This window comes from Nocardia sp. NPDC004415 (assembly GCF_053602435.1).
In genome coordinates this window covers 1-26,273 of the sequence record NZ_JBSGDP010000079.1, presented here as the reverse complement: position 1 = coordinate 26,273, position 26,273 = coordinate 1, and the positions used below count along the sequence as shown (strand labels likewise).

Below are 26,273 nucleotides of genomic sequence, written 5' to 3'. Positions count from 1 at the left end.
GGTCGCCGACCGCCATCAGGAAGCGGACCGAACCCAGGCCGACCTTGTACAGCTCGGTCGGCTGCTCCTGGGCGCCCATCAGGTGGCCGGTCAGGGTGGCGGCCATGGTCTGCACGTCCTCGAGCGCGGTGGCGAGCAGCTTGCGCTCACCCTTGATGCGCTCGTTGGCGCCCTCGGCGTCGATGAACTTCTGGATCTGGCCTGCCACGTGGGCCAGGGCCACACCGCGGTCGCGGGCGATCTTGCGGAAGAAGAAGTCCTGCGCCTGGATGGCGGTGGTGCCCTCGTAGAGGGAGTCGATCTTGGCGTCGCGGATGTACTGCTCGATCGGGTAGTCCTGCAGGAAGCCGGAGCCACCGAAGGTCTGCAGCGAATCGGTCAGGTACTGGTAGGCGCGCTCGGAACCGACACCCTTGACGATCGGCAGCAGCAGATCGTTCACGCGGAACGCGACGTCCTTGTCCGCACCGGAGACGGCCTCGGCGATCTCCGGGTTCTGGTGCGCGGCGGTGTAGAGGTAGATCGCGCGCAGGCCCTCGGCGTACGCCTTCTGGGTGGCCAGCGAACGACGCACGTCGGGGTGGTGGGTGATGGTGACGCGCGGCGCGGTCTTGTCGGTCATCTGGGTCAGGTCGGCACCCTGGACGCGGGTCTTGGCGTACTCCAGCGCGTTCAGGTAACCGGTCGACAGGGTCGCGATGGCCTTGGTGCCCACCATCATGCGAGCGTTCTCGATGACGTCGAACATCTGCGCGATGCCGTTGTGCACCTCGCCGACCAGCCAGCCCTTGGCGGGCACGCCGTGGCCGCCGAAGGTGACCTCACAGGTGGCCGAGGCCTTGATGCCCATCTTGTGCTCGACGTTGGTGACGAACACACCGTTGCGGTCGCCGAAGGTCTCGGTCTCGAAGTCGAAGTGGGTCTTCGGGACGTAGAACAGCGACAGGCCCTTGGTACCCGGACCGGCGCCCTCGGGGCGGGCCAGCACCAGGTGCATGATGTTCTCGAACAGGTCGTCGGAGTCACCCGAGGTGATGAAGCGCTTGACGCCCTCGATGTGCCAGGTGCCGTCTTCCTGCTTGATCGCCTTGGTGCGGCCCGCGCCGACGTCGGAGCCCGCGTCGGGCTCGGTCAGCACCATGGTGGCACCCCAGTTGCGCTGGGCGATCTTGGCGGCCCAGCCCTTCTGCTCCTCGGTGCCGTTGTTGAAGAACACCTGGGCGAAGCCGGCGCCCGCGGCGTACATCTGGATGGGCGGGTTGGCGCCGAGCACCATCTCCGACAGGGCCCAGGTGATGGCGGACGGGGCGTTGAGGCCACCGAGCTCCTCGACGACGCCGACCTTGGCCCACTCGCCGTCCTCGAGCGCCTTGTAGGACTTCTTGAAGGACTCGGGCAGGGTGACCGTGTGGGTGTTCGGGTCGAAGGTGGGCGGGTTGCGGTCCGCGTCGGCGAACGACTCGGCCAGCGGGCCCTCGGCCAGGCGGCGGACCTCGGAGAGCATCTCCTTCACGGTGTCGGTGTCGAGATCACCGAAGGTGCCCGCGTCCAGGAGCTTGTCGATGCCGAGAACCTCGAAGAGGTTGAACTCGAGGTCGCGAACGTTTGCCTTGTAGTGGCCCATGTGAGTACTCACTCTCCGTTGAGTTCTGGTGCGGTCGGTTGTGCGCCGTTCCCGCCCGTGGTGACGTCCACCGGGTAGCCTTCCGGTTTTCCGCATGCTACTCGCGGGTAACTTATGCACCATATTACCGCCGGGTAATGCCCACGGCAAAGGGGTGGGCGGCAATGTGACCGGAGAAACACGCCTGGCTGTGGCGGGATTGCTCGCAGTGTGCGTGCGGCTACGGTGAGGTGTGCGCATCGAGACCTCAGTGGGCCAGGCCGAGATCGAGCTCGACGAACCGGGCGTCCCGGCCTTCCTGCTGCTGCTCACCCACGGGGCCGGTGGCGGCGTCGACGCGAAAGACATTCTGGCGGTAAGGGATTCGGCACTCGAAGCCGGTGGGGTGGTGGCGCGGGTGGTGCAGCCCTATCGCGCGGCGGGCCGCCGAGCGCCGGGGAACGCCGACAAGCAGGACGAGGCGTGGCTCGAGCTCGTGGCGGCCTTGCGGGCGCGCTACCCGGGTTTGCCGCTGGTTCAGGGGGGTCGCAGCAACGGGGCCCGGGTGGCGTGCCGGACCGCGGTGGCGGCCGGGGCGCGCGGGGTGATCGCGCTGTCGTTCCCGCTGCATCCGCCGGGGAAACCGGAGAAGAGCCGCCGCGACGAGCTGCTCGCGCCCGGGGAGATCGAGGTCGTGGTCGTCAACGGGGGCAGTGATCCGTTCGGCATCCCCGAACCCGCCGATGTCGCCGACCTGGTGGTCATCCCCAAGCAGCCCCACTCGTTCCGCACCGGCTTCGAGACCATCGCCGCCGCCGTCACCCCGTGGTTCGCCCGCTGGGCACACCTGGACGACTGATCACCACGCGCTGATGGCGGCCGCGAATTCACTCCTGACCGGGGAGCGGACGCTCGGCGACGACCAGCGCGTCGATGGCGTCGGGGCCCTCGGTGGGGCGCAGGACCGTGTCGGCGATGCGGATGGTGACGTCGTCGCGGTCGAGTTCGGCGCGGATGTCCTCGGGGGTGAACAGGATGGCCGGGTCCTGGGGGCCGCCGTATCCGTCGGTGAGATTGCGGGTGTCGTGGCCGAGGACCAGCAGCATGCCGCCGGGGGACAGCATGCCTGCGAGTTCGCGTAGCAGGGCGCCGCGCTGGTCGGCGGGCAGGTGGACGAAGACCATCAGGACCAGCTCGAACGGGCCGGTGATGCCCGCGGCGGCGAGTTCGGTGATGTCGGCGGTCTGCCAGTGCACGCGGTTGCGGACCGAGCGCGAGAGCCGGGCGGCCACGGTGCGACCCTTGTCGATGCCGACCTGGGAGAAGTCGACCGCGGTGACCTGCCAGCCGTGCGTGGCCAGCCACAGCGCGTGCCTGCCCTCGCCGCAGGCCAGGTCGAGGGCGCGGGGCAGTTCCGGCGCGGTGCCGTCGGGTTCGTCGGGAAGCAGGGGGACGCGCCGGTCGAGGCCGTAGACGTGCTCGACGACCACGCTGTTCGGCGGTGCGCCCCACACCAATTCACTGCGCGAATAACGCGCGTCCCACTCCGCTGGTCCACCTCCCCGCGACTTCTGGCCGGACTCGGGCCCGTCACCGGCAGGCGATGCGGCCGGCGGTTGCTCTGTTGTCATGTCAGCCCGTCCCCGGTGAGTTACCCATGTGCTTGCGACACCATGGTGCCAGGTGCCGGGGATTCTCAGAGCTGGGTGCGCATCAAGACGACGTTGTACTGGGAGTGGATGGTCGTCATGAAGTAGAGGTCGCGGCCGGTTTGGTACGGGAAGATCGACGGGGCGTAGGCGGTGGGGAGTTCGCGGGCGTCGATGAGGACCTCCGGCGCGCTCCACGGGCCCTGCGGGGAGGACGCGCGGCGCATGACCACGGAGTTGAACGGATCGGTGGTCAGCGAGACGAACTGGCCGAGGTACTCGTTGTACATCACCGACAGCTCGCCGACGCCGCCCATGATCGGGGCCGCGGCGTTCACGTCGTTGAGCTTCCAGCCGCCGCCGTCCCAGTACTCGTAGGCGGCGAGGTTCTCGATCTCGGCCTCGGGCACGCGGGCGAGGAAGGCGTCGTTGTTGCGGCCCGAGCGGGTGCCGTACTCGTAGACGAAACCGCCGTCCTTGAGGAAGGCGTTCATCTGGAAGTTGGCGTTGCCGCCCTCGTCGGGGCGGCGGGTGTGGCCGAGATCGGCCCAGGTCTCGCCGTTGTCGGCGGAGGCGGCCAGGCCGGAGAAGCTGGTGGTCCACTCGCCGGGGGCGTCCCAGGTCTTCACCGACATCATCGACAGGTACTGCACGCCGTTGGCCGAGATGCCCGCGGTGGGGATGCGGCTGATCTCCAGGAACGGGATCTTCGGGCTGGGGATCAGGTCGCGCGCCTGGCCGACGACATCGCGCACCACGCTGTCGAAGTACACGCCGTTGGCCGGGTTCTGGCTGCGGCTGCGCACCAGGATGTTGGAGCGCCACGCCCAGGTGCTGCCCGCGAGCAGGTTGGGGAACCCGATGCCCGCGGTGTCGCCGAAAGCGGTGAGCATCTCGCCGCGGCCGTTGTCCCACATGATGCCCAGGTCGGTGCCGAGCACGTTGTAGTTCTGGGTGTTGTTGGGGCTGGCCATGCCGGTCACCTGGAACACGGCCTGGGTGCGTCCGTGCAGGACGGGCAGGCCGTGGGTGCCGTTGAGCACCGGGATCGGGTTGATCGCGTTGGGGTTCGCCACGGCGGGAGTCGCCCCGCTCACCAGCAGGACTGTCGCGCCCGCGAGCGCCGACAGCAGGATGGAACCGGTCTTGATCACGATCGTCGACAGCCTCCGGGTCGCGCCGAAATCCCGGCACGCCGCGAGCATGCCTGTGCCGCGTACCACTTTTCGACTGGTTGGCGAATCGCAGCGATGCTAACAGGCGATCAGCGGAATGTGGGGTACATCGACTTTGTAAGTCGAGCTCGAGAAATCGGCGGTAGCTTGTCAGTCGCTGCGCGGAAGTGCCTTACGCAGCAACAATGGCAGCTGTGCCGCGCGTTCGGCGGCGAAGGCGGCGCGGGAATTCCGTTGCCAGGAGCGGTCGAAGAGGCGTTTGGCGGCGGCCACGGCGCGCTGATCGCGGGCGGCGATCCGGTCGGCGAGCGCCTCGGCGGCGGCGAGCGGGTCGTCGGCGAGCTCGGTGACCAGGCCGACGCGGTGGGCGTAGGCGGCGTCGACGGGGTCGGCGGTCATGGTCAGCAGCATGGCCTGGTCGATGCCGATGAGCTGCGACAATGTGGCCGTGCCCGACATGTCCGGAATCAGGCCGTGTACGCCCTCCATCACAGTAAACTCGGCGTCGGGGGTCGCGATGCGGAAGTCGGCGGCCAGGGCGAGTTGCAGGCCGCCGCCGTAGCAGCGGCCGTGCACCGCGGCGATCACCGGAACATCCAGTCGGCGCCAGGCCCAGCAGGCTTCCTGGAAGGTATTGGTGCCGCGTAACGGGCGGGGCAGGAATTCGGTGACGATTGCCAATGGATTGCGGGTGGCCGCGGCGATGTCGAGTCCGCTGCAGAAACTCGGGCCGTTTCCGGTGACGACGACCGCCCGGATTTCTTTGTGCCGGGCGACTTCTCGCGCCGCCGCCACGAGGTCGCGCAGCATTTCCAGCGTGAGCCCGTTGTGTTTGCTGGGCCGGTTCAAGGCGATATATGCGCGCTCGCTGTCGAAGCGCACGTCGATGTGGTCTCCCATGGCGCTATCTTACTAGCGAGTCAGTTGTGCGGTCTGGCACTCGGGGCGACGGTGCGGCATGATCCACCTGCACCGCGCATTGGCCGATGCGCGTGGATCGAGAGGACCCGAGAGTGCGGATCTGTATTGTCGCCGCGGCATTGCTCGCGATGCCGCTGCTGGCAGCGTGCGGAAGCGACGATGCTCCGGCGGTGACCCAGGCGGAGCTGTCGAAGTCGTTGCAGGACAAGGGGTTGAAGAATCCGGCGCTGGCCGACTGCGCGGCGGAGGTCTTCCTCGAGTCCGGGATGTCGCAGGACGGGCTGCGGGTGATGGTCTCCGACGAGCAGGCCGGTGACCCGGCCGAGCTGCTCAGCGAAGACGACACCGCCAAGGTCAGCGCGGCCCAGTCCAAGATCGCCGCGGACTGCGTGCAGTTGGGCGGCTGAATCCGCGCGCGTATCGATCGCGCCGATTCAAACCCTCGTCGGGCCATGGCGCCGGTGTTGCACTGGTAACGCCCACGACGAGGAGGAGCCGCCATGACCACGGAGAGAATCGCCGACCAGCTCTCGTTCGCCTACTGGGTCCCCAATGTCAGTGGTGGCCTGGTGACCAGCGATATCGAGCAGCGCACCAGCTGGGACTTCGAGTACAACAAGAAACTGGCGCAGACCGCGGAGCGCAACGGCTTCGACTACGCGCTGTCCCAGGTGCGCTACACCGCCTCCTACGGGGCGGAGTTCCAGCACGAGTCGACCTCGTTCAGCCTGGCGCTGCTCGGGGCGACCGAGCGGCTCAAGGTGATCGCCGCCGTGCACCCGGGCCTGTGGCATCCGGCGGTGCTGGCCAAGTTCGGCGCCACCGCCGACCACCTCTCCGGTGGCCGGTTCGCCATCAATGTGGTCTCCGGCTGGTTCGCCGGGGAGTTCCAGGCCCTCGGTGAGCCGTGGCTCGAACACGACGAGCGCTACCGGCGCAGCGCCGAGTTCCTCGAGGTGATCCGCAAGATCTGGACCGAGGACGCGGTGAACTACGGCGGCGACTTCTACCGCATCCGCGACTTCACGCTCAAGCCCAAGCCGCTGAACACCGCCGAACGGCCGAATCCCGAACTGTTCCAAGGGGGTAACTCCTCGGCCGCGCGTCGCAACGGTGGCCGCTACGCCGACTGGTACTTCTCCAACGGCAAGGACTTCGACGGCGTCACCGAGCAACTCGACGACCTGCGCGAGGTGGCCAGGGCCAACGACCGCGAGGTGAAGTTCGGGCTCAACGGCTTCATCATCGCCCGCGACACCGAGAAGGAAGCCCGCGACACCCTGCGCGAGATCGTCGACAAGGCGAACAAGCCCGCGGTGGAAGGGTTCCGGAGTGCCGTGCAGCAGGCGGGCGCGTCGACGGCCGACCGCAAGGGGATGTGGGCCGACTCGACCTTCGAGGATCTGGTCCAGTACAACGACGGTTTCCGCACCGGCCTGATCGGCACACCCGAGCAGATCGCCGAACGCATCGTGGCCTACCGGGCGCTCGGCGTCGACCTGATCCTGGCCGGTTTCCTGCACTTCCAGGAGGAGATCGAGTACTTCGGGGCCAAGGTGCTGCCGCTCGTGCGTGAGCTGGAGGCCGCGGCGACCCCGGTCGCCGCGGGCCGCTGATGACGGTGGTGACCGCCGAGCGGATCACCACGGCCGCACAGGCATTGGCCATCGCCACCGAACTGGCCGAGGAGTTCCGCCAGGGCGCGGCCGAGCGTGATCACGCGCGCAGGCTGCCGCACCAGGAGCTGGACCGGCTCTCGGCGAGCGGGCTGCTGGCGATCACGGTGCCCGCCGCGTTCGGTGGGGCCGAGCTGGCGCCCAGCGTGGTGGCCGAGGTGGTGCGGATTCTCGCGGGGGCCGATCCGAATATCGCCCAGATCCCGCACAGCCACTTCGTGTATCTGAATCTGTTGCGGCTGGCGGGATCTCCCGCGCTGCGGCACGAGATCTTCACGCGGGTACTGGCCGGTGCGCGGATCGCCAACGCGCAGTCCGAGCGAGGTGGCGCGACGGTCGCCGAGATCGGGACCGTGCTGCGGCCGGTCGAGGGGCGGTTCGTCATCGACGGGACGAAGTTCTATTGCACCGGTTCGCTGTTCGCCGATCTGCTGGCCGTGCTGACCAGACTCGATGATCCGCAGGGTGTTTCGGGTTTGGCGCCGGGGGAGTACGTGGCCTTCGTGGCCGCCGCGCAGCCCGGTGTGCGCATCGTCGACGACTGGGATGCGTTGGGGCAGCGCACGACCGGGAGCGGGACCGTCGCGTTCGAGTCGGTCGGTGTCGACCCCGCGTTCCTGGTCGCGCGCGCGGCCGCGGTGGCTGTGCCGACCGGATACGGCGCCTTCGCGCAGTTGCTGCACGCGGCCATCGATGCGGGCATCGCGCGTGGTGCGCTCGAGGCGGCGGCGGAATTCGTTCGGACGCAGGCGCGTCCGTGGTTCGAGGCCGAGGTGACGCGAGCTGTCGACGACCCGCTGGTCGTGCAACGCTTCGGGGAACTGGGCGTGGCGGTGGCGGCCGCGGAGGCGACGCTGACGGTCGCGGGCGCTGCCGTGGATGAGGCCGTGCGTGTCGAGGCAGCCGTCGGTCAGGCTTCGATCGTGGTCGCCACCGCCAAGGTTCTCGCCGATCGCGCCGCCAACGAGGTGTCCGCGGCCGTCTTCGAGGTGGGTGGGACGCGCAGTGCCGCGGCCACACACCGCCTCGACCACTTCTGGCGCAACGCGCGCACCCACACCCTGCACGATCCGGTGCGCTGGAAGTACCAGCACATCGGACGGGCCGTGCTGCACGATCGGCCGCCGCCGCTGCACGGCGTCATCTGAGCAGCACCGAATCGAGAGAAGGACATTCCTGTGACAGTCACCGTCGTCGTCGGAAATCCGAAGCCGGCCTCGCGCACCCTCGATGCCGCCGTGCGGGTCGCGCAGGCGCTGCGACCGGGCGTGGAACCGCAGGTCATCGACCTGGTCACGCTCGGGCCCGGGCTGCTGGGCTGGGGTGATCCCGCAGTGGCCGCCGCCGCGGGCACCGTCGCCGGTTCGGAGCTGGTGGTCTTCGCCAGCCCGACCTTCAAGGCCACCTACACCGGGCTGCTCAAGCTGTTCCTCGAACAGTTCGATGGCGGCACCGGGCTGGCGGGCGTGGTCACCGTGCCGGTGATGCTCGGCGCGGGCCCCGCCCACGCCCTCGCACCCGACCTGCTGCTCAAGCCGGTGCTGGTGGAGATCGGCGGGATCGCCGCGCTGCCCGGCCTCTACCTCGCCGACCGCACCTACGCCGAGGACGGCGTCATCGAGTCCTACGCGCAGCGCTGGGCACCGGTCGTCGCCGCCCTCACCGATCTACCCGTGGAAGCGACGAATCATGCGTGAGCTCTTGGACTTTCCCGCCGACGGCAACGGCCTGCGCCGCGCCTTCGCCAACTTTCCCAGCGGAGTGGTCGCGGTGTGCGCCGACATCGACGGCACCCCCCACGGACTGGCGGTGAGCACCTTCGTGCCCGTCTCCCTCGACCCGCCCCTGGTCTCGTTCTGCGTGCAGAACTCGTCGTCGACGTGGCCCAAACTGGCCGGCGCGGGCCACCTCGGCCTGAGCCTGCTCGGCACCGACCAGCAGGCCGCCGCCAAGGCCCTCGGCGCCCGAAACGGCGACCGCTTCCGCGAGACGGACCTGCACCGCGGCACCGGCGAGGCGGTCTTCATCGACGGTGCCACCGCCTGGATCGAGGGCGTGCCCGAAACCCACGTTCCCGCAGGCGATCACATCGTGGTCATCCTGCGTGTGCACCGCGTCGCGGCACGCGAGGATGTCGATCCGCTGGTCTTCCACGCGAGCAAATTCCGCACGCTGCACACGGGCTGATCGAGAGTGAACTCCGCCCCTCCGGGGGCGGAGGGCCGCGGTGGTACGCCTATCGGCTGGTGTGATCGTCGGCGAGCAGCGGTGGGAGTAGGGCTTCGGCGGCTTCCGCGGCGAGTTCGGGGGCGTGGGTGGGGATGGTGCCTTCGGTGCGGAGGTGGCGGCGGACCAGGGTGTAGGGGATGTCGACTATGGCCAGGACAACCCGGTCGATCTCGGTGGGGGATCGGGCGCCGAGGCGGTGGGCCAGGTCGGTGATGGCGGTCATGATCGCGGTGTTGGTCTGGTCGGTTGCCTCGCGGGCGGTGGGGGGCCAGTCGTGTTCGCCCAGTTCTCTGGCGCCTGCCAGGAGGACGGCGGCGTCGGTGAGGTTGTCGCGGGACCAGGTGACCGCGTAGGCGGCGGCCGCGCGGGCGGCTGCTCGCGGTGGCTCCTCGTGGAGGACCTCGTGCAGCCCCGTGTGGAAGCGGGTCAGGCTGCGTAGCCACAGGGCCGACAGGAGCGAGGCGCGGTCGGGGAAGCGGTGGTAGACCGAGCCGCTCGGGGCGCCGACCGCTTTGGCGACCGCCGACATGGTGGCCGCGGCCGGGCCCGATCCCGCGACCAGAGTGGCGGCCGCGTCGAGGAGTTGATCTCTGTCGTGCTTGGCAGGTCTTCCCATGAATTGGAGATTATGCTCTAATTCTGTTTTAGAGGGTTGTCTCTAAAATATGCCGGAGGAGTCGGTCGATGGGTGTCGTCAACGTTCATACGAGGTGGTTGCCGGTTTCCGCGGCGGAAGCGGGGGCGTTGATCGACTCGCTCGCCGGGCCCGACGACCGGCTGTGGCCGACCGGGGAGTGGCCGCCGATGGAGTTCGACCGGCCACTCGGCGTGGGCGCGGTCGGCGGCCACGGGCCGGTGCGGTACACGGTGCAGCACTACGTGCCCGGCGAGTGGGTCCGGTTCGGTTTCACCGGCCCACGCGGTTTCGACGGCTTCCACGAGTTCACCGTCCACCCCGGCCCCGACGGCACCATCGCCCTCCGGCACACCCTGGCCATCCAGCCCACCGGCCCCGCCCGCCTCACCTGGCCGCTGGCGTTCCGCTGGCTCCATGACGCCTGTCTCGAGGACAGCCTCGACAAGGCCGAGCGTGATCTCACCGGCACCGTCGCCAGGCCGGCCCGCTGGAGTTGGTACGTGAAGCTGCTCCACGCGATCAGCGAGCGAGTCTTCCGCGACTGATCGTCGCCGTTCCCCGGCGCGAAGAGCGTCAGCGCAAGGCGCGCAGGTATCGGCGGCGGTACCAGCGCTGAGCGAGCAGCAGGACCGGAAAAGCCTTCCGCCACAGCCCATGTGGTGCCGCCGCGGTCACGGACCGAAGCGTCAGATGGACTCCGCCATCGGAATCACGGTGCACGATGAACGCCTCCTCACCGGAAACCGGATGCCCGACCAGGGTGCCGTAGGCGAATCCGCAGCGGTCGGGAGTATCGACCATGGCGACGACGAGCGCGGGTTCGACGACGCGCAGTGGCCCGACACGCGCGACGATCCGATACCGCCCACCTTCCCGCGCGGCAACCGATCCCGAACCATCTGCGGCATCGACCCGAAAACCACTGCGCTGCTTGATCTCCCAATCCAGCACATCGACCCTGACCCGCTGCCACAATTCCTCGCCGCGGCCGAGTGGCACCGTGACACTGAACCGCCGATACCCGGGGAGGACGGCGGTCCAGTCGCCTTCGGCGGGCGCGGTAACCCCGGGCCTGGTGTAGGTGAGTGGCGGACTGTCGGGCACCGGTCCGACACTAATCGGAGTGCCCGAAACGTCGAAAGCCCCCAGAGAATCTATCTGGGGGCTTTCCGTATGAGCCGATGACGGGAATCGAACGCGCTGTCTGCTTGGGGAGCAGGCGGACGTATAGGAATAGCGTTCTGACCTGGGACAGCAGTTGCGCGTGAGGTGCCCAGATTTACCCTGCCTCGGGGCACGAACGGGGCACGCCCGGTGAGCATCTTCAGGCGAGTTGCTTGCGGCCGAACGTCCGCTTATGCCGAATCACCGAGTTCGCGGCGAGACAGGGCAGGCATTCGGCAGGAGACTGGCTCGGCTCTCCACGTGGCTGCACGAGGAACCGATCTGTGACCTGCGGAATGGCATATTGTGACTACGCCGTAGGCGAAAAGTACCTGATGCAGGGCCAGGCAATCGCTGCGGCGACTGGAACGCCCTTTCAACATCTTTCGGCGGCTCAGCGACTGTGTGCCGGTGCTGGCAGATCGCATTGGAGAACGCTTCGTGGGCTAGCCCCTCACGGGGATGTTTGTGCATGGCTGACGAACGGCCGCGTGTGCCGCTTATCGCGCGTTCTGGTGACCGGCATTGGCCCTGGTCTGGGTTGGTCTGCGCAGGGAGGGGGCTGGCTACCCGCCTGCCCCGTAGGGCCTGCCCTTGACGCGCGAGTGGCGCACGAACACAATGCAGGCCAACCCAGGCCAGGGCCACGCGGCCACCGGTCGCGATACCGGCGACCTCACCGCGCAGTCCCGGCATAGGGCGGACATTCTGATCCCGGCGACGACAGCTGGGCACCGGAGGCGGCAGATGTCGTGCCCACATCACTCGTCGTAGAAGTCCTCGTCATCTGAATAGAACCAGGCGCATGAAGCCCGTGCCGCTGGATTCGCTTCTGTCACTAGCCGTCCAACTGCAGCGTCCACTGACTCCTGCCAGCGCACAAACCCTCTCCCCGCGTAGCGTGCCATGAACGCGTCGTAGTCGAGGTCGTCTGTCGATCCGTGCATGGTCCACCGCCCATCGTCCGTGGGCGTCAGCTCTCCGTGGTTCGGCTCCAGCCCTTCCTGTTCCAGGAACGCACGGACCGCAGGTAGTACGAGGTTGGCCTGTTGCGCTGTGAGCGGCTCCCAGACGCGGAAGGTGAATCGAAACAGGTTGTTCACGTGCTGGAACGCTATGTCATCAGACCGACAATCACCGCCGAAGGAATCTGCGGTTTCTGCTCAGCAATTCGCCGGGCAGGGTTTCCTGGTCGGCGAGGATCGATCCCTTGCGACCGGTGCTTTCCCCGGCCGGGCAGGCGAACCCACACGCGGCCGCGGACACGATTCTGGCCGATGAGCTGGGACGAGATCGGCTGGAACAACCACGCCGGGGGAATCCGCTGCGCCGGTCGAACTTCACCCAGATTGTGAAGTGGAAGAACGTCGTGGCCTCGGTAGGGCTCGCTGGTATCCACTTCCACGACCTGCGGCACGCCGGAAACCTCTGGGCCTCGAAGTCGGGGATGTCCACCAAGGACCCGATGGCGCGGACGGGCCACGACGACATGCGAGCGGCGCTGGATCTACCAGGGCCACCGATGACGCGGAGCGCCGTATTGCCGACGATCTGTCGCGAATGGCGACGGAGTATCGGGAAGGCCGTTGCAGTGCCTGAGTGGCACGTACGTGGCACGGCGACGGATCGAACACTGACCGGACCGACCAGCGGAAACAACGAAACCCCCCGGATGACCTGGGGGGTTTCGCTTTTGAGCCGATGACGGGAATCGAACCCGCGCTGTCTGCTTGGGAAGCAGAAGTTCTACCATTGAACTACATCGGCGTGCGTTCATCGAGCGCGATCGCGACTCTATCAGACCGGCTCGTGTGCTGGTCAATTCTTCGGGTCGGTCAGGTGTGGTGGTAGAGGATCGTGGTGGTGAGGGTGGCTGTGGAGAGGGTCAGGGAGGCTGTGGGGGCGGCCAGGGCGTGGTTGTGGACTCGCAGGTGGGCGAGGATGGCGCCGAGGAAGTAGAGGACGAGGGCGGTGGCGGTGGCTGTGCCGAGGGGTGGGATGGCCAGGCCGGCGAGTAGGCCGAGGGTGGCGGCGCCGAGGAGGGTGCCCAGGGGGAGCATCCAGGAGTGGGGGATGCCGATCTGGTCGGCGGCGGCGACCGGGATCGGGTGGTGCGTGTAGTTCATCCAGCAGCCGGTTCCGGTGAACAGGGCGGTGAGGATGGTCAGGGTGAGGTGGCGCGTCGACGGTGCTCGTCGCCGGGACGGGTGCGGGAATGGTTGCGGCGCATCGGCATCCGGCGTGGAAGCTGATCCTGCCGATCGGCGCTTCGGGGGTCGAGTTCCTCGGGATGCGGCGACGGTGCCTCGCGGGCGCGATGCTCGTTCCGCCGCAGTGGCCGCATGCGTGCCGGGTGCCGGGTGGGTTCGTGCGGGTGTCGATCGATGCGCATCTGCTGGCTGCGCGCCGGGAGCCGCTCGTGCTGTCGACGGGCGACAAGCGTCGGTTGCTCGCCGCGCTCGCGATGGGCGCCGATCTCGCCGACGACCCCGATCTGACGGCGTTGCGGACCGAGGTGGTGCGACAGTGCGGTGCGGCCGAGGGGGTCGATGAACGGGTGGTGCGGGCGGTCGAGCGGTTGGGCGCGGCGTCGTCGCTGGCCGGGCTCGCTGATTCGGTGGGGTTGTCGGCGCCGCGGTTGCGGAATCTGGTGCGGGCACAGGTGGGGGTGCCACTCGCCCGGCTGCGTCGGTGGGAGCGCCTACGACAGGCCGCTCTTGCCCTGCCCACCGGCACGGTCGCCGCGGCGGCCGCTGGCGCGGAGTTCGCGGATCAAGCGCATCTCGCGAGGACGGCGCGTGAGCTGGTGGGTCGGACGCCGTCGTCGATAGTGCGCTGAGCGGGCGCGTCGGGGATCGGTGCCGGTCGCGCGGCGCGTGCGGCCGGGTGAAACGGCGAGTGCGCTTTACAGTGCGAAAGCGGGTCCCGCACTCATCGATCGACGTGGTGGTGCGCGTGCTCGGTAGGGCCGCCTGTGGGTGGCGTGACAGGTTTCCGGTTCGCGTGGTCGGCTCGGTGTCTGCTGGGTCGTCGGCCGGGTGAGGAAAGGCTGACTGGATGAAGCGGGTTCTGTTCGTTTCGGTGATCGCGGCGCTGGCTGTTGTGGGGGCGGGGTGTTCGGACGACTCCGGGTCGGATACCGGCACCACCACGACCACCAGCAAGACCACGACCGCCGCGGTGACGACCACCATGGACGACCACGACGAAGGGCACGGCGAACCGGGCCATCAGCACACGCCGCAGCCGACGCAGAGCATGATGCCGAATCCGAACGGGGACGGGACGTGGGTGCCATGTGAGGGGACGATCTGTACGAACCCCAACCACGGTGGCGGGGACCCGACGCCGACGAGCATGATGCCGAATCCGAACGGGGACGGGACGTGGGTGCCGTGTGAGGGGACGATCTGCACCAATCCCAACCACGGCGGCGGTGACGACCCGGAGAGCTCGGCGCCCGCACCGACCACGACCGCCGGCGGGTAGCCGGGCTCGGGGGGTGGGGCTACCTGCGGGATCGGGCTGCCTACACTGGGCCGGTGCTGCTCTCCGATCGTGACATCAGGGCCGAGATCGCCGCGGGGCGGCTCGGCGTGGAACCGATGCTCGAGTCGATGGTCCAGCCGTCGAGCATCGACGTGCGCCTCGACGGGCTGTTCCGGGTGTTCGACAACAGTCGCTACACCCATATCGATCCGGCACTGCAGCAGGACGAGCTGACCAGCCTGGTCGAGCCGAAGCCGGGCGAGCCGTTCGTGCTGCACCCGGGCGAGTTCGTGCTCGGGTCCACGCTCGAGGTGTGCACCCTGCCCGACGACCTGGCCGGACGGCTGGAGGGCAAGTCGAGCCTGGGGCGGCTCGGGCTGCTCACGCATTCGACGGCGGGGTTCATCGACCCGGGGTTCAGCGGGCACATCACCCTGGAGCTGTCGAACGTGGCGAACCTGCCGATCACGCTGTGGCCGGGGATGAAGATCGGGCAGCTGTGCCTGATCCGGCTGAGCAGCCCGGCCGAGCACCCCTACGGCAGCGCAGCGGCCGGGTCGAAATACCAGGGTCAGCGCGGGCCGACGCCGTCGCGCTCGTACCTCAACTTCCCCCTGCCCGACGCCTCGGTCAGCGCCGTCGAGACCCGCTGAGGGCCGACTTCCAGCGCGATCCGCAGCACCAGCGACAGCGGCGGCGCCATATCGTCGCGGGTGGGTGGGCGCACCCAGTGACAGCCCTCGCGGCTCCACCGGCCCAGGCTGGTCGGCAGCATGACCGCGCTGCCGATACCGGGGATGTCGATATCGACACCGGACAGTTCGGCGGCCACCTCGGGGGTGGGCCTGGCATCCGGTTCGGCCAGCAGGCTCCAGCGGATCTGGCGCGCGAGCACCGCGCCCTCCTTGCGCTGCTCACGCAGCACCGCGAACACCTTCTCGGCGCGCGCGGTGGGCAGATGCACCACGCAGAGCCGGTCGGTGATCGGCAACATCACGAAGCCGCCACGCTCGCGCACGGGTAGCCCGAATTCGCGCTGGTAGCAGCTCACCCAGTCATCGACAGTCCTGGCTTCCACGCTTCCAGCATGCGCGCGCGGGCCCGCGCGCGACCACTGCCCCGCACCGCCCTTTCACTGCCTCAGGCAAACGATTCCGTGAACTTGTGGCGTGTCTCACTGTCTCGCTCGTACTCTGGAGAAAGTTGTCCGTCAAATGAGGTGACGCCGTGGTAGGGGAGTGGACAGGCAGAGAGGCTCGAGCTCTCCGCGATGCGAAGCGAATGAGCATCCGGGAGTTCGCAGCTCATCTCGGCGTGCACGAACGCCTGGTGTCCAAATGGGAGGCCGGCGGGTCGCGGGTGCGGCCACGGCCGGTGAACCAGGCAGCGCTGGACACGTCGCTGGCTCGTTCCGACGACGTTGTGCGCGCACGTTTCTCGACCCTGCTGGCGCCCGCGGGCGCCGACGCCGACCTGCTCGCCTTCGTCGACGCCGGTGCGGTCAAAGGTGCTGTGCCCGAAGTGATGTCGGAGAAGGAGTTGATCATGGCGGCTGCGCACGAGGCCAGCGAGCACGCGGCTGCCGCGGAGAGCACCAATGTCGGTGCGACCACGTTGGCCCAGCTCGATGCCGACGTGCGCCGCATCGCCAACGAATACGTCCATGCCGCACCGGCACCCATGATGATGGAGATGCTGCGGGTGCGGCGGCGGGTGTACCGACTACTCGACGGGCAGCAGAAGCCGGTCGACACCAGTCATCTGTATTTACTGGCGGGCACCCTGTCGGGACTGTTGGCGAACGCGAGCACCGACCTCGGCTATCTCGACGCGGCGGGCGAACAGATCAGGGCCGCATGGGCTTACGCGGAACTGAGCGGGCACAACGGGTTGCGTGCGTGGACCCGCGGGATGCACGCGCTGATCGAGAACTGGTCGGACCGGCCGCGCAACGCGGTCCAATTGGCCAGGAGCGGGCAGGAATTCGCCGCGCCGGGACTGGCGCGGGTCCGGCTGCTCAATATCGAGGCCAGGGTGTGGGCGCGGCTGGGCAGCGACACCGATTCCGATCGCTGCCTGCGCGCGGCCGAGTCGGCCGTCAGTGACCGGCGCGACGAACTGCACGACGAGATCGGCGGGGTGTTCGGGTTCGGCCCGGCCAAGGCCGCCTACTACGCCGGTGCCACCTGCATCCAGCTCGGCCGCGCCGAGCAGGCCCTGGCGGCCACCGAACGGGCCATCGGTCTCTATACCAGCGGGCCGCCGCTGCAACGTTCCTACGGGGCCGAATCGCTGGCCCGGGTCGACAACGCCGCCGCCCACCTGGTCAACGGCAGCATCGACGGTGCGGCCGCGGCGCTGCGCCCGGTCCTCGACCTGCCCGAGGACCGCCGGATCGCCCAGCTCGGCGAGCGGCTCACCGGGCTGCGCCGCCGCATCGCCGCGCCCACCTACCGCGACGCCGTCGAGGCGCGTGGCCTGGACGAACGCATCGAGGAATTCTGCGTCGCGACGGCCGCGCCACCGCGACGCCCGTAGCCACGGCGACGCGACAGCTGAATACGGCGCGCACCGCGCCGGAGCCCGGCCGGGAGCCCGGGGCCGCGGCAGCGCTCTTACCATGGACGAGTGACCCCTAGTCAATCGCCGCATGTGCCGCCGCGCGTTCTCGAGCAGTCGACCAAGCTGCAGAACGTGCTCTACGAGATCCGTGGGCCGGTACACGCGCACGCGGCACGGCTCGAGGCCGAGGGACACCGCATCCTCAAGCTCAATATCGGCAACCCGGCGCCCTTCGGTTTCGAGGCGCCCGACGTGATCATGCGCGACATGATCGCGGCGCTGCCGGTGGCCCAGGGCTACTCCGAGTCCAAGGGCATCCTGTCGGCGCGGCGCGCGATCGTCACCCGCTACGAGCTGGTGCCGGGCTTCCCCGAGCTCGACGTGGACGACATCTACCTGGGCAACGGCGTCTCCGAGCTGATCACCATCACCATGCAGGCGCTGCTGGACAACGGCGACGAGGTGCTCATCCCCGCGCCGGACTACCCGCTGTGGACGGCCATGACCAGCCTCGCGGGCGGCACCCCGGTGCACTACCTGTGCGACGAGACCAACGGCTGGCAGCCCGACGTCGCCGACATCGAAGCCAAGATCACCGACAAGACCAAGGCGCTGCTGGTGATCAACCCGAACAACCCGACGGGTGCGGTGTACTCGGCGGAGGTGCTCCAGCAGCTCGTCGACCTGGCGCGCAAGCACCGGCTGCTGCTGCTGGCCGATGAGATCTACGACAAGATCCTCTACGACGACGCCAAGCACATCTCGCTGGCCTCGCTGGCCCCCGACCTGCTGTGCCTGACCTTCAACGGCCTGTCCAAGGCCTACCGGGTGGCCGGGTACCGCTCGGGCTGGCTGGCCATCACCGGCCCCAAGGACCACGCGGCGGGCTTCCTCGAGGGCATCGATCTGCTGGCCTCCACCCGGCTGTGTCCCAATGTTCCCGCTCAGCACGCGATTCAAGTGGCGCTGGGTGGGTATCAGAGCATCGACGATCTGATCCTGCCCGGCGGCAGGCTGCTCGAGCAGCGCGATGTGGCCTACGAGAAGCTGAACATGATTCCGGGTGTGTCGTGTGTGAAGCCACGCGGCGCGCTCTACGCCTTCCCGCGGCTGGATCCGAACGTCCACGAGATCCACGACGACGCGAAGCTGGTGCTGGATCTGCTGCTGCAGGAGAAGATCCTGATGGTGCAGGGCACCGGGTTCAACTGGCCCGACACCGACCACCTGCGGATCGTGACCCTGCCGTGGGCCAGGGACCTGTCGGTGGCGATCGAGCGGTTCGGCAACTTCCTGTCGAGCTACCGACAGTGAGAGCTCACCTGTCAGGGTCTTGACCTGTGAGTTCTCCGGGGTTCCGGCGGGGTCTACGTCCTGTTAGATCAGCCAAAACAGACTCCGGGTTCGGAATTCTCAAGGTTTTGAAGACTTACTAGTGCAAAAGTCCAACTTTTGTGTACAGTAGTCCTCGGCGCTACGGCGCCCGGCCCGGTTGTCTACCCCCCCTGGACAACCGAGAGCCTCAGGTACGCGCGCCTACCCCCCTGGGCGCCTGCCTGCGGGCGGCGGAGACATCCCCCTGCTCTCCGCCGCCCCCACCAACGAGAACTCCCCGCGCCACCGGCGCGGGGAGTTCTGTGTTTTCGCGGGTCCGCGTCAGAAAGCGGGGACGTCGCTGGTGCTGGCGTTGCCGCCGATGGACTTCTGGAGGGTGATCTCCCAGTCCGAGTCACCGTCGAAGGCGTCGTCGAACTTCGAGAACTGCTGGTCGCGGGTGAAGGACAGGGTGGCCTGGTCCCAGTCCTCGCCGGACTTCATGTACACGTAGTACGTGCCCTCGATGCCGGTCAGCGTGGCCTTCGAGTTGGCGCGCACGTAGATCGTGGCCTGCGGCGACTTCGGGTCGCCGTTGGTGACCACGATGGCGCAGTCGACGTCGTTGCCGTTGTCGATATCCAGGGAGCCCGCCCCGGTCAGGCCGTCCTGCTGGACGACCTCGCCGTTGCCCGCCTGACGGTTCAGCAGCGGCAGATCCGGCAGCGACGGCACGACCGGCGCGGCCAGCGTGGACGACGGCGTCGGCGCCGAGCCCGTCTTCGTCGTATCGTCACACCCGCTGAGCACTACCGCCGCTGATGCCGCGGCCACGACGAACACACTTCGTTTCACGATGATTCCCACCCGTTCGATCCAAGTCTGGTTCAACCAGAACAACTCTCGCGAAACAATAACGTGTGCCGCCGACAACATCGCCCGCACCGGGGTGTCATCGCTGGGTTGTTGAAAACGACATCCCTTAAGGTTTTCGGGGTGAGCGATCATCATCACCACCACCATCACGATTCCGGGCCGATTGCCATCGGCGCCACGGCCGCCAAGGTCGTCGTCGGGTTACTGGCCTTCATCGGGGTGGTCGTGCTGATCGCCACGGTGGTGCTGTGGCCCAGCGCGCAGAACGTGGAGATCCCGCTGCCCATGCAGACGGTGTCCGGCGGCGCGGTGGAGACCGAGGCCGGGACCGTGGTGCTCCAGGACATCGGGCCGTGCGGCAGCCCCTCGCTGGGCAAGGTGTTCGCCGAGACACCGGTGCCGCCGCGGACCGCCGCCTACGAGTGCCAGCGCAGCATCATCGAGATCCGGTCGGGGCCGGACAAGGGCAGCAAGACGCTGTTCGAGATCGCGCCGGGCCCCGGGCAGCCGGACCTGCGCGCCGGTGACGAGATCCGGATCGTGCGGGCCGAAGACCCCAGCGGCACCACCATGTACGCGTTCGAGGACTACTCACGCGGCCTGCCGCTCACGCTGATCGTGCTGGCCTTCGTGGTGGTGATCTGCGTCGTCGCGCGCTGGCGCGGCTTCCGGGCGCTGGTCGGGCTCTGCTTCGCCTTCGGCGTGGTGGTGATCTTCCTGCTGCCCGCGCTGCTCGACGGCAAACCGGCCATCCCGGTCGCGCTGGTCTCGGGCGCGCTGATCCTCTACGTGGTGCTGTACCTGGCGCACGGGGTGAACCTGCGCACCAGTTCGGCGCTACTCGGGACGCTCGCGTCCATGCTGGTGGCGGCCGCGCTGTCCTGGCTCACCCTCGAGATCACCCATCTCACGGGGTTGTCGGAGGAACAGAACACCAATGTGGCCACCTACATCCAGCACGTCAGCATCACCGGGCTGCTGCTGGCCGGGTTCATCATCGGCTCGCTCGGTGTGCTCAACGACGTGACCATCACCCAGGCCTCGGCGGCCTTCGAACTCGCCGCCCTCGACGAAGGCGCCTCGCGGCGCGAGGTGTTCACCGCGGCCATGCGGGTGGGGCGCGACCACATCGCCAGCACCGTCTACACCCTGGTGCTCGCCTACGCCGGTGGCGCGCTGCCGCTGCTGCTGCTGTTCAGCGTGGCGGGACGCTCGATCACCGATGTGCTCACCGGTGACGCGGTCGCCATCGAGATCGCGCGCTCGGCGGTCGGCGGTATCGCGCTGGCCCTGTCGGTGCCGCTGACCACCGGTATCGCGGTGCTGCTGGCCCGCCCGTTCGGCGGCAAGCAGGCCGAGGTCGCGCCGCAGCGCGCCCGGCACGCGCGCCACTGAGCGGTTACTGACCCGGCGGGGGGAAGCCGGGAAGGACCACCGGCGGCAGGGTCGGCAGGACGACCGGCGGCAGGCCGGGCACCACGGTGAAGGTGTTCGGGCCCGCCGACGGCGCTGCGGGGGCGGTGGGTTCGTCGTCGAGCTGACGCGCGGGCGGGGCCGCGACCGTCGCGTGCACGGCGTCGGAGGTCGGCGCGGCCGAGGTGGTCGGACCGGCCTGGGTCGGGCGCGGTTCGGTGGTGGCGGGCACGGCCTGCGGTTCGTCGCTGGAGTTGCCGCGTTCGAGAACCTCGGGACCGTAGCCGAGGCCGAGACCGATCGCGGCGACCACCACCAGCGAACTCACCGTCAGCACGGCGGCATTGAGCTCGCGGCGGTTCTGGCCGCTGCGGCCGGCCAGCGCGCTGAGCGGACGGCGCCGGGCCGGGGCGGTCAGCCAGGCGGGGGTGGAGTCGGTCTCGTCGTCGACCGGGATGATCGCGGGCGCGACGGGCGCCTGCTTGACCTGCGCGGGCCGGGCCAGCAGCGCCGCGCCCTTGGCCAGCGCGGTCTCCGGCTCGGCGGGCACGACCACCGGCACACCGATGGTGCGCTCGAGCACCCGCGCGATCAGCGGGATGCGGGCGCCGCCGCCGATCACCAGCACCGCCTGCACGGGATGCTGGGAGCGGATGATGGCATCGCGGGTCATCCGCGCCGACGACTCGATCGCCAGCATCATCAGCGCTTCGAAGTTCTCCTGCGTGAGCAGCACCAGGCCCTGCTCGCTGGGCAGCGCCACCGCGTTGCTGTTGGACAACTGCTCCTTGGCGGCCCGGCACAGCGCGTCCAGGGCGGCCAGGCCCGCCGGATCGGCGGGGTGGGCGATGCGGCCCGAGGCGATCTGCTGCTCGCGGATCAGCGAGTCCAGGTAGTCGCCGCTGATGTCGCTGATCCGCTCGCACTGATACACATCGCTGGTGTGCGCGTTCACCACGCTCACCGTGAGCCCGGAACTGCCCAGGTCGTAGACGGCCAGCGTGGACACTTCACGCATATCGGCGGTGGCGTGCGCGAAATGCACGGCGGCGACGGCTTCGGGCACCAGCTGGTAGTTGGTGAGCTGGCGGCGCGCCATCGAGGCGCGGATCGCCCTGGCCTGCTGATCACTGCGGAAAGTGATGGTGGTGGCGCCGATCTCGGGGGCGGCGGCCAGTGCGGCGGCGATGGCGTCGGCGGCGGCTTCCTCGGCGTGCTGCTCGGGCATCGTCAAGGTCTGGACCTGGAACGTGGGCGTGTGCTGTCCGCCGTGCTGAGGGCACGCGAGGCGCACCGTGCCGGCCCCCACCGATACTCCCAGAACCGCACTCATCAGCTGCCCATCTCGCTACCTACTGCACGACATGCGGAGCCTGCGTATTCGGACCGAACGTCCGGCAGCCCCCGCTTGGACCGCCACTCTACGGGGTGCCGAGTCCGGCGTACACCCACCCGGCATCGCGCCAGGTGGCGCGGTCCAGGCAGTTGCGGCCGTCGATGATCGAGCGGGCGCGGACCACCGGGTCCAGGTCGGCCGGCGTCAGCGCGGTGAACTCGTTCCACTCGGTCAGCACGAGGACCACGTCGGCCCGATCGCACGCCTCGGCGACGGAGGTCGCGTAGTTCAGGGTCGGGAAGACCCGGCGCGAATTCTCCACCGCCTTCGGGTCGTAGACGGTGACCACGGCGCCGTGCAGCTGGATCATGCCCGCCACGTTCAGCGCGGGGGAGTCGCGCACGTCGTCGGACTCCGGTTTGAACGCCGCGCCGAGCACCGCGACGTTCGCGCCGAGCAGCGAGCCGCCGCAGGCGCGCGCGGCCATGTCGACCACCTTGGTGCGGCGGCGCATGTTGATGTTGTCGACCTCGCGCAGGAAGGCCACGGCGTGGTCGGCGCCGAGCTCCCCGGATCGGGCCATGAACGCGCGGATGTCCTTGGGCAGGCAGCCACCGCCGAAACCCAGTCCGGCATTGAGGAACCGGCGGCCGATGCGGGCGTCGTAGCCGAGCGCGTCGGCCAGCATGGTCACATCGGCGCCGGTGGCCTCGCAGACTTCCGAGACGGCGTTGATGAACGAGATCTTCGTCGCGAGAAAGGCGTTCGCGGAGACCTTCACCAGTTCGGCGGTGGCCAGGTCGGTGCGCAGGAAGGGGATCTCGGCGGCGATCAGGTCGGCGTAGAGCTCGAGGAGCTGCTGTTCGACCCAGTCGGCGCGCTCGCGGGTGCGGTCCAGGCCCAGGACCAGACGGTCCGGGCGCAGGGTGTCCTGGACGGCGAAGCCCTCGCGCAGGAACTCCGGATTCCAGGCGACCTCGACGTCGACGTCGGCCTGCTGCCTCGCGCGAACGCCCAGCGCCGCGGCGGTTCCCACCGGGACGGTCGACTTGCCGACGATCACCGCCGGGCGTCGCAGCAGCGGCGCGAGCGTATCCACCACGGCGTGCACGTATTTCAGGTCGGCGCCGTACTCGCCCTTCTTCTGCGGGGTGCCGACGCCGAGGAAGTGCACGTCGGCGTGGTCGGCGGCGTCGGCGTAGTCGGTGGTGAAGCGCAGCCTGCCCGCGGCGAGATTGCGTTGCAATACCTGTTCGAGGCCCGGCTCGTAGAACGGCACCACTCCATCGGCCAGTTTGGCCACCTTGCCGGGATCGACGTCGACCCCGACCACGTCATGCCCCAGATCGGCCATGCACGCTGCGTGCGTGGCCCCCAGGTAGCCCGTTCCGAAGACTGTGCATCGCATGACTCTGTTGGTAGGCGTTGTGCATGGCTACGCCGCGTCAGCCAGGCGAGAGGGGGTGCAACATCTGGTGTACAGGGAACGACAGGTGCCGATCGCGGCGCTTCTACCTGCGGTGATGTATGTGCGTGGTTCGTTTCGGGGCCCGCGCGGACGTGTCTGCGTCGTGTGCCGGAGCCCGCTCACTAGCATCGGGATGTGCGCAGGGTCCTAGTCGTGGTGGCCGGGTTGCTGCTCGTCGTGGCGCTCGCCGTGGTCGCCCTGTGGCCGGTGTACGTGCGGCCGCGCACCGATGCGCCCGCTCCCGCCGACGCGATCCTGATCCTCGGCGGCGCCCACGACGGCCGCGAGGAACTCGGTCTGCGGCTGGCCGCCGAGGGGTACGCGCCGCGCGTACTGGTCTCCAACCCCTACGAGCACAGCGCGATGATCAACCGGATCTGCCACGGCGGCTACAGCTTCGAGGTGATCTGCTTCGACCCCAGCCCCCGCACCACCCTCGGCGAAGGCCGCGAACTCGCCCGCCTCGGCGCCAACTGGGACCGCGTCATCGTGGTCACCTTCACCCCCCACATCTCCCGATCCCGCTACATCCTCGGCGAATGCTGGCCCGGCGAACTCCTTTTCGTCGACCCGCGACCCCACCTCTCCCCACCCCGCTGGGCCTGGGACTACGCCTACCAGTCGGCGGGCTACGTCAAAGCCTGGTTCGCCGACTGCTGACAGCGGTCTCCGAATCGTCATTCGCCCAGTCTGCGAATCCGCCTGGGGGTCGGCTCCGAGATCAGGATGCGCAGGGCGTCCATCGCCGCAGGGCGTCGCTGTGCCGGGACTTGTAGCCACGACCCGTGACGGGAATCCGACAGCCGGGTATGGAGTGCTTGCAGCCGTTTCCGGTCACTTCCGATCATGCGTTGCCGGTCGGCATCGGGGTCGGTGACGCCGCACAGTGGGGTCGCGGCGTCTTCCAGATGCCGGTCTCGGTCTCGTGCGTCAGCCTGGTATGCGGCACCCTTCAATACCAAAGCACCCAGCGGGTCGGGAAGACTGAAGGTGACCGGTGGTCCCTGGTCAGGTTCGATTCGGCAGTTCACGGTCTTACGCAGCGCGGACGTCCCCGCCGGAATCGCGAAGACCCGGCGGCCGGCAGCCGTGGGCTGGTGGCGCGGTGCCAGGTTGTCGGCGACCATGACATCCACCTGCGCGCCAGCGCGTTCGAAACGATGTACGAAAGCGCGGCGGTCACCAGGGACGACCAGCGAATACCCGAGCTGGTCGAGCGCTTGGGCAGCGCGCCGGAAGGTCGTTGCACCGGTTTCGATATGCAGCACCATGTCGACGTCGACGGTCGCTCGAGTCGGTGGTAGTCCGGCGTGGACAGCGTGGATCTGCACCATGAGCCCGCCCACCAATGTCCAGCAGTCGCCGGGAACAGTTCGGCGATCTCGATGAGTTGCGGCCATGGCGGCCCCCAGCCGCCGTCGGGGCTGGCGACAGACCACAGTGCGCGAGCGGCGTTCACTGTCGCCCTGCGATGTCGAGAAGTCGAGCCAACTGTGCTGTGCCCGCCGCTTGTTCCCTGGTGTTCAGCGACTCGGCGAGGTCGAGTGCGATCGTTGCGGCCGGGAGACGACCGCCGACGAACGCTCGTTCCTCTGCCACCGCCCGTATCGTGACCTGTCCGGCAGGGTCCGGCGTCAGGACGTATGCCCGGACAAGCTCAGCGACGGATTCCATCGGGGAGTAGCCGTCGACCGAATCGTACGAGGGCGTCAGGCCCAACAAGTCGGCATCGGGTCCCGACAAGGCGCTCGCTCCGGTGAGGATCAGATCCCGTTCCAGTTCAGGTAGCAGCGACGGATGGCAGCGGAAGCGACGCACGTCGGCGCGATTCCTGGTCAGTTGCGCGAGGTCGTCCGGTGATGCGGTGGCCAGGCGATGAGTGATCCGACCTCGCTGGGCGGCGGTGATCCATCTGGGCACACCATTCGACAGCATGACGATCGCCGCCCATGCGTTCGTCTGCGTCCACGGCCTTCCCTGTCGGGAGTCCATGCGCTTGCGCCGAAGCACCGAACGCGTATCGACGAGAACAGAGCGCCCGACCTTTCGTGACACCGTGAGGTGGCCTGCTGCAACCAGCCTCTGCACTTGACGTGGGCGGACTCCCAGCGCCGTTGCGGCTTCGGCCACGGTCATCGCATCCATACACATATAGTCGCTTATGCGTCTATATGTGTAAACCCCGATTGCGAGCCAGGTATGTCTAGTTCGCTGAAAACAGATGAGGCGCGGATTCGGAAATCCGCGCCTCATCTGGTTGTTCAGTTGTCAGTTCTTGCGGCCGGGGGCCTTGGCGCCGGATTTGAAGCCGAGGCCGCCGGGCTTGGCGGTCGGCGGGGCGACGGGCGGGGTGCCGTTGCCGTTTCCGTTGCTATGGCCGTTGCCGTTCCCGTTGGTTGTCTCGGCCTGGGGGGCCGGGGCTTCCGGTTCGGGGGTCGGGGTGGGCTCCGGGGCCGCGGGGGTTGTCTCGGCCGGGGCCGGGGCTTCCGCCGGGGCTGCCGGGGCCTTCGCGCCGGGGGCCTTGGGGCCGGGGCGCTTGAAGCCGGACTTCATGGCCAGACCCTTGGCCGCGACGGTCGGCTTGGTTTCGGTGGGAGCCGAAGCCTGGGTCGCGGGGGCTTCGGCTGCCGGGGCAGCTTCAGCCTGCGGGGCTGGGGTGGTGTCCTCGGCGGGGGTCGCCGGGGTTTCCGCCGGGGCTGCCGGGGCCTTCGCGCCGGGGGCCTTGGGGCCGGGGCGCTTGAAGCCGGACTTCATGGCCAGG

General features: G+C 68.6%; 29 protein-coding genes, 1 tRNA gene and 1 pseudogene. 14 read left to right on the top strand and 17 right to left on the bottom strand.

Annotation, left to right across the window (positions count from 1 at the left end):
• Positions 1-1,624, bottom strand: a 1,624-nt coding sequence (locus ACWEMY_RS26645) for an acyl-CoA dehydrogenase (protein WP_452392233.1), incomplete at its 3' end; no start/stop codon positions are given.
• A gap of 232 nt (positions 1,625-1,856) precedes the next feature.
• Between ACWEMY_RS26645 and ACWEMY_RS26640 the strand changes: the two genes are divergently transcribed.
• The gene (locus ACWEMY_RS26640) at positions 1,857-2,462 is read left to right on the top strand and encodes an alpha/beta hydrolase family protein (RefSeq protein ID WP_452392231.1); all 606 of its coding nucleotides are present in this window, start codon (positions 1,857-1,859) and stop codon (positions 2,460-2,462) included.
• 28 nt (positions 2,463-2,490) lie between these two features.
• Here the strand turns inward: ACWEMY_RS26640 and ACWEMY_RS26635 are convergent, their stop codons facing one another.
• The 3 genes from ACWEMY_RS26635 to ACWEMY_RS26625 all read right to left on the bottom strand — a co-directional run bounded on the left by ACWEMY_RS26635 (position 2,491) and on the right by ACWEMY_RS26625 (position 5,327).
• A complete protein-coding gene (locus tag ACWEMY_RS26635) occupies positions 2,491-3,234 on the bottom strand; it encodes a class I SAM-dependent methyltransferase (RefSeq protein WP_452392230.1) in 744 nt (247 codons plus the stop codon).
• Between the two features lie 65 nt (positions 3,235-3,299).
• Positions 3,300-4,406 (bottom strand): DUF4185 domain-containing protein, encoded by a 1,107-nt coding sequence (locus tag ACWEMY_RS26630; RefSeq protein WP_452392229.1) that lies wholly within the window; start codon positions 4,404-4,406, stop codon positions 3,300-3,302.
• A 171-nt stretch (positions 4,407-4,577) separates the two neighbouring features.
• Positions 4,578-5,327: a crotonase/enoyl-CoA hydratase family protein gene (locus ACWEMY_RS26625; RefSeq protein ID WP_452392228.1), complete on the bottom strand. Its 750-nt coding sequence runs from the start codon at positions 5,325-5,327 to the stop codon at positions 4,578-4,580.
• Between the two features lie 113 nt (positions 5,328-5,440).
• Here ACWEMY_RS26625 and ACWEMY_RS26620 point away from each other — a divergent pair, with 113 nt between their 5' ends.
• The 5 genes from ACWEMY_RS26620 (at position 5,441) to ACWEMY_RS26600 (ending at position 9,211) form a co-directional block, all read left to right on the top strand.
• Positions 5,441-5,755 (top strand): hypothetical protein, encoded by a 315-nt coding sequence (locus ACWEMY_RS26620; RefSeq protein ID WP_452392227.1) that lies wholly within the window; start codon positions 5,441-5,443, stop codon positions 5,753-5,755.
• A 93-nt stretch (positions 5,756-5,848) separates the two neighbouring features.
• Positions 5,849-6,964: a dimethylsulfone monooxygenase SfnG gene (gene sfnG / locus ACWEMY_RS26615; protein ID WP_452392226.1), complete on the top strand. Its 1,116-nt coding sequence runs from the start codon at positions 5,849-5,851 to the stop codon at positions 6,962-6,964.
• The gene (locus ACWEMY_RS26610) at positions 6,964-8,172 is read left to right on the top strand and encodes an SfnB family sulfur acquisition oxidoreductase (protein ID WP_452392225.1); all 1,209 of its coding nucleotides are present in this window, start codon (positions 6,964-6,966) and stop codon (positions 8,170-8,172) included. The genes sfnG and ACWEMY_RS26610 overlap by 1 nt, the downstream gene beginning before the upstream one ends.
• 30 nt (positions 8,173-8,202) lie before the next feature.
• Complete coding sequence (locus tag ACWEMY_RS26605; protein ID WP_452392224.1) at positions 8,203-8,721, top strand: NAD(P)H-dependent oxidoreductase; 519 nt, start codon at positions 8,203-8,205, stop codon at positions 8,719-8,721.
• A complete protein-coding gene (locus ACWEMY_RS26600) occupies positions 8,714-9,211 on the top strand; it encodes a flavin reductase family protein (protein WP_452392223.1) in 498 nt (165 codons plus the stop codon). The genes ACWEMY_RS26605 and ACWEMY_RS26600 overlap by 8 nt, the downstream gene beginning before the upstream one ends.
• A gap of 49 nt (positions 9,212-9,260) precedes the next feature.
• On the opposite strand, the gene ACWEMY_RS26595 is transcribed toward ACWEMY_RS26600, so the two are convergent.
• The gene (locus tag ACWEMY_RS26595; RefSeq protein ID WP_452392222.1) at positions 9,261-9,869 is read right to left on the bottom strand and encodes a TetR/AcrR family transcriptional regulator; all 609 of its coding nucleotides are present in this window, start codon (positions 9,867-9,869) and stop codon (positions 9,261-9,263) included.
• Positions 9,870-9,997: 128 nt separating this feature from the next.
• Here ACWEMY_RS26595 and ACWEMY_RS26590 point away from each other — a divergent pair, with 128 nt between their 5' ends.
• Positions 9,998-10,435: an SRPBCC family protein gene (locus ACWEMY_RS26590; RefSeq protein ID WP_452392221.1), complete on the top strand. Its 438-nt coding sequence runs from the start codon at positions 9,998-10,000 to the stop codon at positions 10,433-10,435.
• 28 nt (positions 10,436-10,463) lie between these two features.
• Here ACWEMY_RS26590 and ACWEMY_RS26585 read toward each other — a convergent pair whose 3' ends face one another.
• From ACWEMY_RS26585 to ACWEMY_RS26565, 5 genes are all read right to left on the bottom strand, one after another.
• On the bottom strand, positions 10,464-10,994 hold the full coding sequence (locus tag ACWEMY_RS26585) for a DUF1990 family protein (RefSeq protein ID WP_452392220.1): 531 nt from the start codon (positions 10,992-10,994) through the stop codon (positions 10,464-10,466).
• A gap of 821 nt (positions 10,995-11,815) precedes the next feature.
• Positions 11,816-12,157, bottom strand: coding sequence for a hypothetical protein (locus tag ACWEMY_RS26580; protein ID WP_452392219.1), 342 nt, complete (start codon positions 12,155-12,157; stop codon positions 11,816-11,818).
• Positions 12,158-12,168: 11 nt separating this feature from the next.
• Positions 12,169-12,471 (bottom strand): hypothetical protein, encoded by a 303-nt coding sequence (locus ACWEMY_RS26575; protein ID WP_452392218.1) that lies wholly within the window; start codon positions 12,469-12,471, stop codon positions 12,169-12,171.
• Positions 12,472-12,750: 279 nt separating this feature from the next.
• Positions 12,751-12,821 (bottom strand) — tRNA-Gly (locus ACWEMY_RS26570).
• A gap of 68 nt (positions 12,822-12,889) precedes the next feature.
• Positions 12,890-13,216 carry a DoxX family protein gene (locus ACWEMY_RS26565; protein WP_452392232.1) on the bottom strand — a complete coding sequence of 109 codons (327 nt, stop codon included), beginning with the start codon at positions 13,214-13,216 and terminating at the stop codon, positions 12,890-12,892.
• 26 nt (positions 13,217-13,242) lie between these two features.
• Between ACWEMY_RS26565 and ACWEMY_RS26560 the strand changes: the two genes are divergently transcribed.
• The 3 genes from ACWEMY_RS26560 to dcd all read left to right on the top strand — a co-directional run bounded on the left by ACWEMY_RS26560 (position 13,243) and on the right by dcd (position 15,196).
• Positions 13,243-13,893: a helix-turn-helix domain-containing protein gene (locus ACWEMY_RS26560; RefSeq protein ID WP_452392217.1), complete on the top strand. Its 651-nt coding sequence runs from the start codon at positions 13,243-13,245 to the stop codon at positions 13,891-13,893.
• 218 nt (positions 13,894-14,111) lie between these two features.
• Positions 14,112-14,543 carry a hypothetical protein gene (locus ACWEMY_RS26555; RefSeq protein WP_452392216.1) on the top strand — a complete coding sequence of 144 codons (432 nt, stop codon included), beginning with the start codon at positions 14,112-14,114 and terminating at the stop codon, positions 14,541-14,543.
• Between the two features lie 53 nt (positions 14,544-14,596).
• Positions 14,597-15,196, top strand: a complete 600-nt coding sequence (dcd, locus tag ACWEMY_RS26550) for a dCTP deaminase (RefSeq protein WP_375931369.1) — start codon at positions 14,597-14,599, stop codon at positions 15,194-15,196.
• On the opposite strand, the gene ACWEMY_RS26545 is transcribed toward dcd, so the two are convergent.
• Positions 15,115-15,621 carry a hypothetical protein gene (locus tag ACWEMY_RS26545; protein WP_452392215.1) on the bottom strand — a complete coding sequence of 169 codons (507 nt, stop codon included), beginning with the start codon at positions 15,619-15,621 and terminating at the stop codon, positions 15,115-15,117. The genes dcd and ACWEMY_RS26545 overlap by 82 nt on opposite strands.
• Positions 15,622-15,770: 149 nt before the next feature.
• Between ACWEMY_RS26545 and ACWEMY_RS26540 the strand changes: the two genes are divergently transcribed.
• Positions 15,771-17,081: a helix-turn-helix domain-containing protein gene (locus ACWEMY_RS26540; RefSeq protein WP_452392214.1), complete on the top strand. Its 1,311-nt coding sequence runs from the start codon at positions 15,771-15,773 to the stop codon at positions 17,079-17,081.
• 90 nt (positions 17,082-17,171) lie between these two features.
• Positions 17,172-18,419 (top strand): pyridoxal phosphate-dependent aminotransferase, encoded by a 1,248-nt coding sequence (locus tag ACWEMY_RS26535; RefSeq protein ID WP_375931361.1) that lies wholly within the window; start codon positions 17,172-17,174, stop codon positions 18,417-18,419.
• Between the two features lie 342 nt (positions 18,420-18,761).
• Here ACWEMY_RS26535 and ACWEMY_RS26530 read toward each other — a convergent pair whose 3' ends face one another.
• Entirely contained in the window at positions 18,762-19,442 is a 681-nt protein-coding gene (locus ACWEMY_RS26530; RefSeq protein WP_452392213.1) for a hypothetical protein, read from the bottom strand.
• Between ACWEMY_RS26530 and ACWEMY_RS26525 the strand changes: the two genes are divergently transcribed.
• Entirely contained in the window at positions 19,416-20,690 is a 1,275-nt protein-coding gene (locus tag ACWEMY_RS26525) for a YibE/F family protein (protein WP_375931356.1), read from the top strand. The two genes, ACWEMY_RS26530 and ACWEMY_RS26525, sit on opposite strands and share 27 nt — an antisense overlap.
• 4 nt (positions 20,691-20,694) lie before the next feature.
• On the opposite strand, the gene ACWEMY_RS26520 is transcribed toward ACWEMY_RS26525, so the two are convergent.
• On the bottom strand, positions 20,695-21,936 hold the full coding sequence (locus tag ACWEMY_RS26520) for an Hsp70 family protein (protein ID WP_452392212.1): 1,242 nt from the start codon (positions 21,934-21,936) through the stop codon (positions 20,695-20,697).
• A gap of 193 nt (positions 21,937-22,129) precedes the next feature.
• The gene (locus ACWEMY_RS26515) at positions 22,130-23,452 is read right to left on the bottom strand and encodes a UDP-glucose dehydrogenase family protein (RefSeq protein ID WP_452392211.1); all 1,323 of its coding nucleotides are present in this window, start codon (positions 23,450-23,452) and stop codon (positions 22,130-22,132) included.
• Positions 23,453-23,647: 195 nt separating this feature from the next.
• On the opposite strand from ACWEMY_RS26515, the gene ACWEMY_RS26510 reads away from it, so the two are divergent.
• Positions 23,648-24,172 carry a YdcF family protein gene (locus ACWEMY_RS26510; protein WP_452392210.1) on the top strand — a complete coding sequence of 175 codons (525 nt, stop codon included), beginning with the start codon at positions 23,648-23,650 and terminating at the stop codon, positions 24,170-24,172.
• 17 nt (positions 24,173-24,189) lie between these two features.
• On the opposite strand, the gene ACWEMY_RS26505 is transcribed toward ACWEMY_RS26510, so the two are convergent.
• The 3 genes and pseudogenes from ACWEMY_RS26505 to ACWEMY_RS26495 all read right to left on the bottom strand — a co-directional run.
• Positions 24,190-24,846 (bottom strand): hypothetical protein, encoded by a 657-nt coding sequence (locus tag ACWEMY_RS26505; protein ID WP_452392209.1) that lies wholly within the window; start codon positions 24,844-24,846, stop codon positions 24,190-24,192.
• 121 nt (positions 24,847-24,967) lie between these two features.
• Entirely contained in the window at positions 24,968-25,657 is a 690-nt protein-coding gene (locus ACWEMY_RS26500) for a helix-turn-helix domain-containing protein (RefSeq protein WP_452392208.1), read from the bottom strand.
• 123 nt (positions 25,658-25,780) lie between these two features.
• Positions 25,781-26,273: pseudogene (locus ACWEMY_RS26495) on the bottom strand (Fe-S oxidoreductase); the annotation flags it as partial.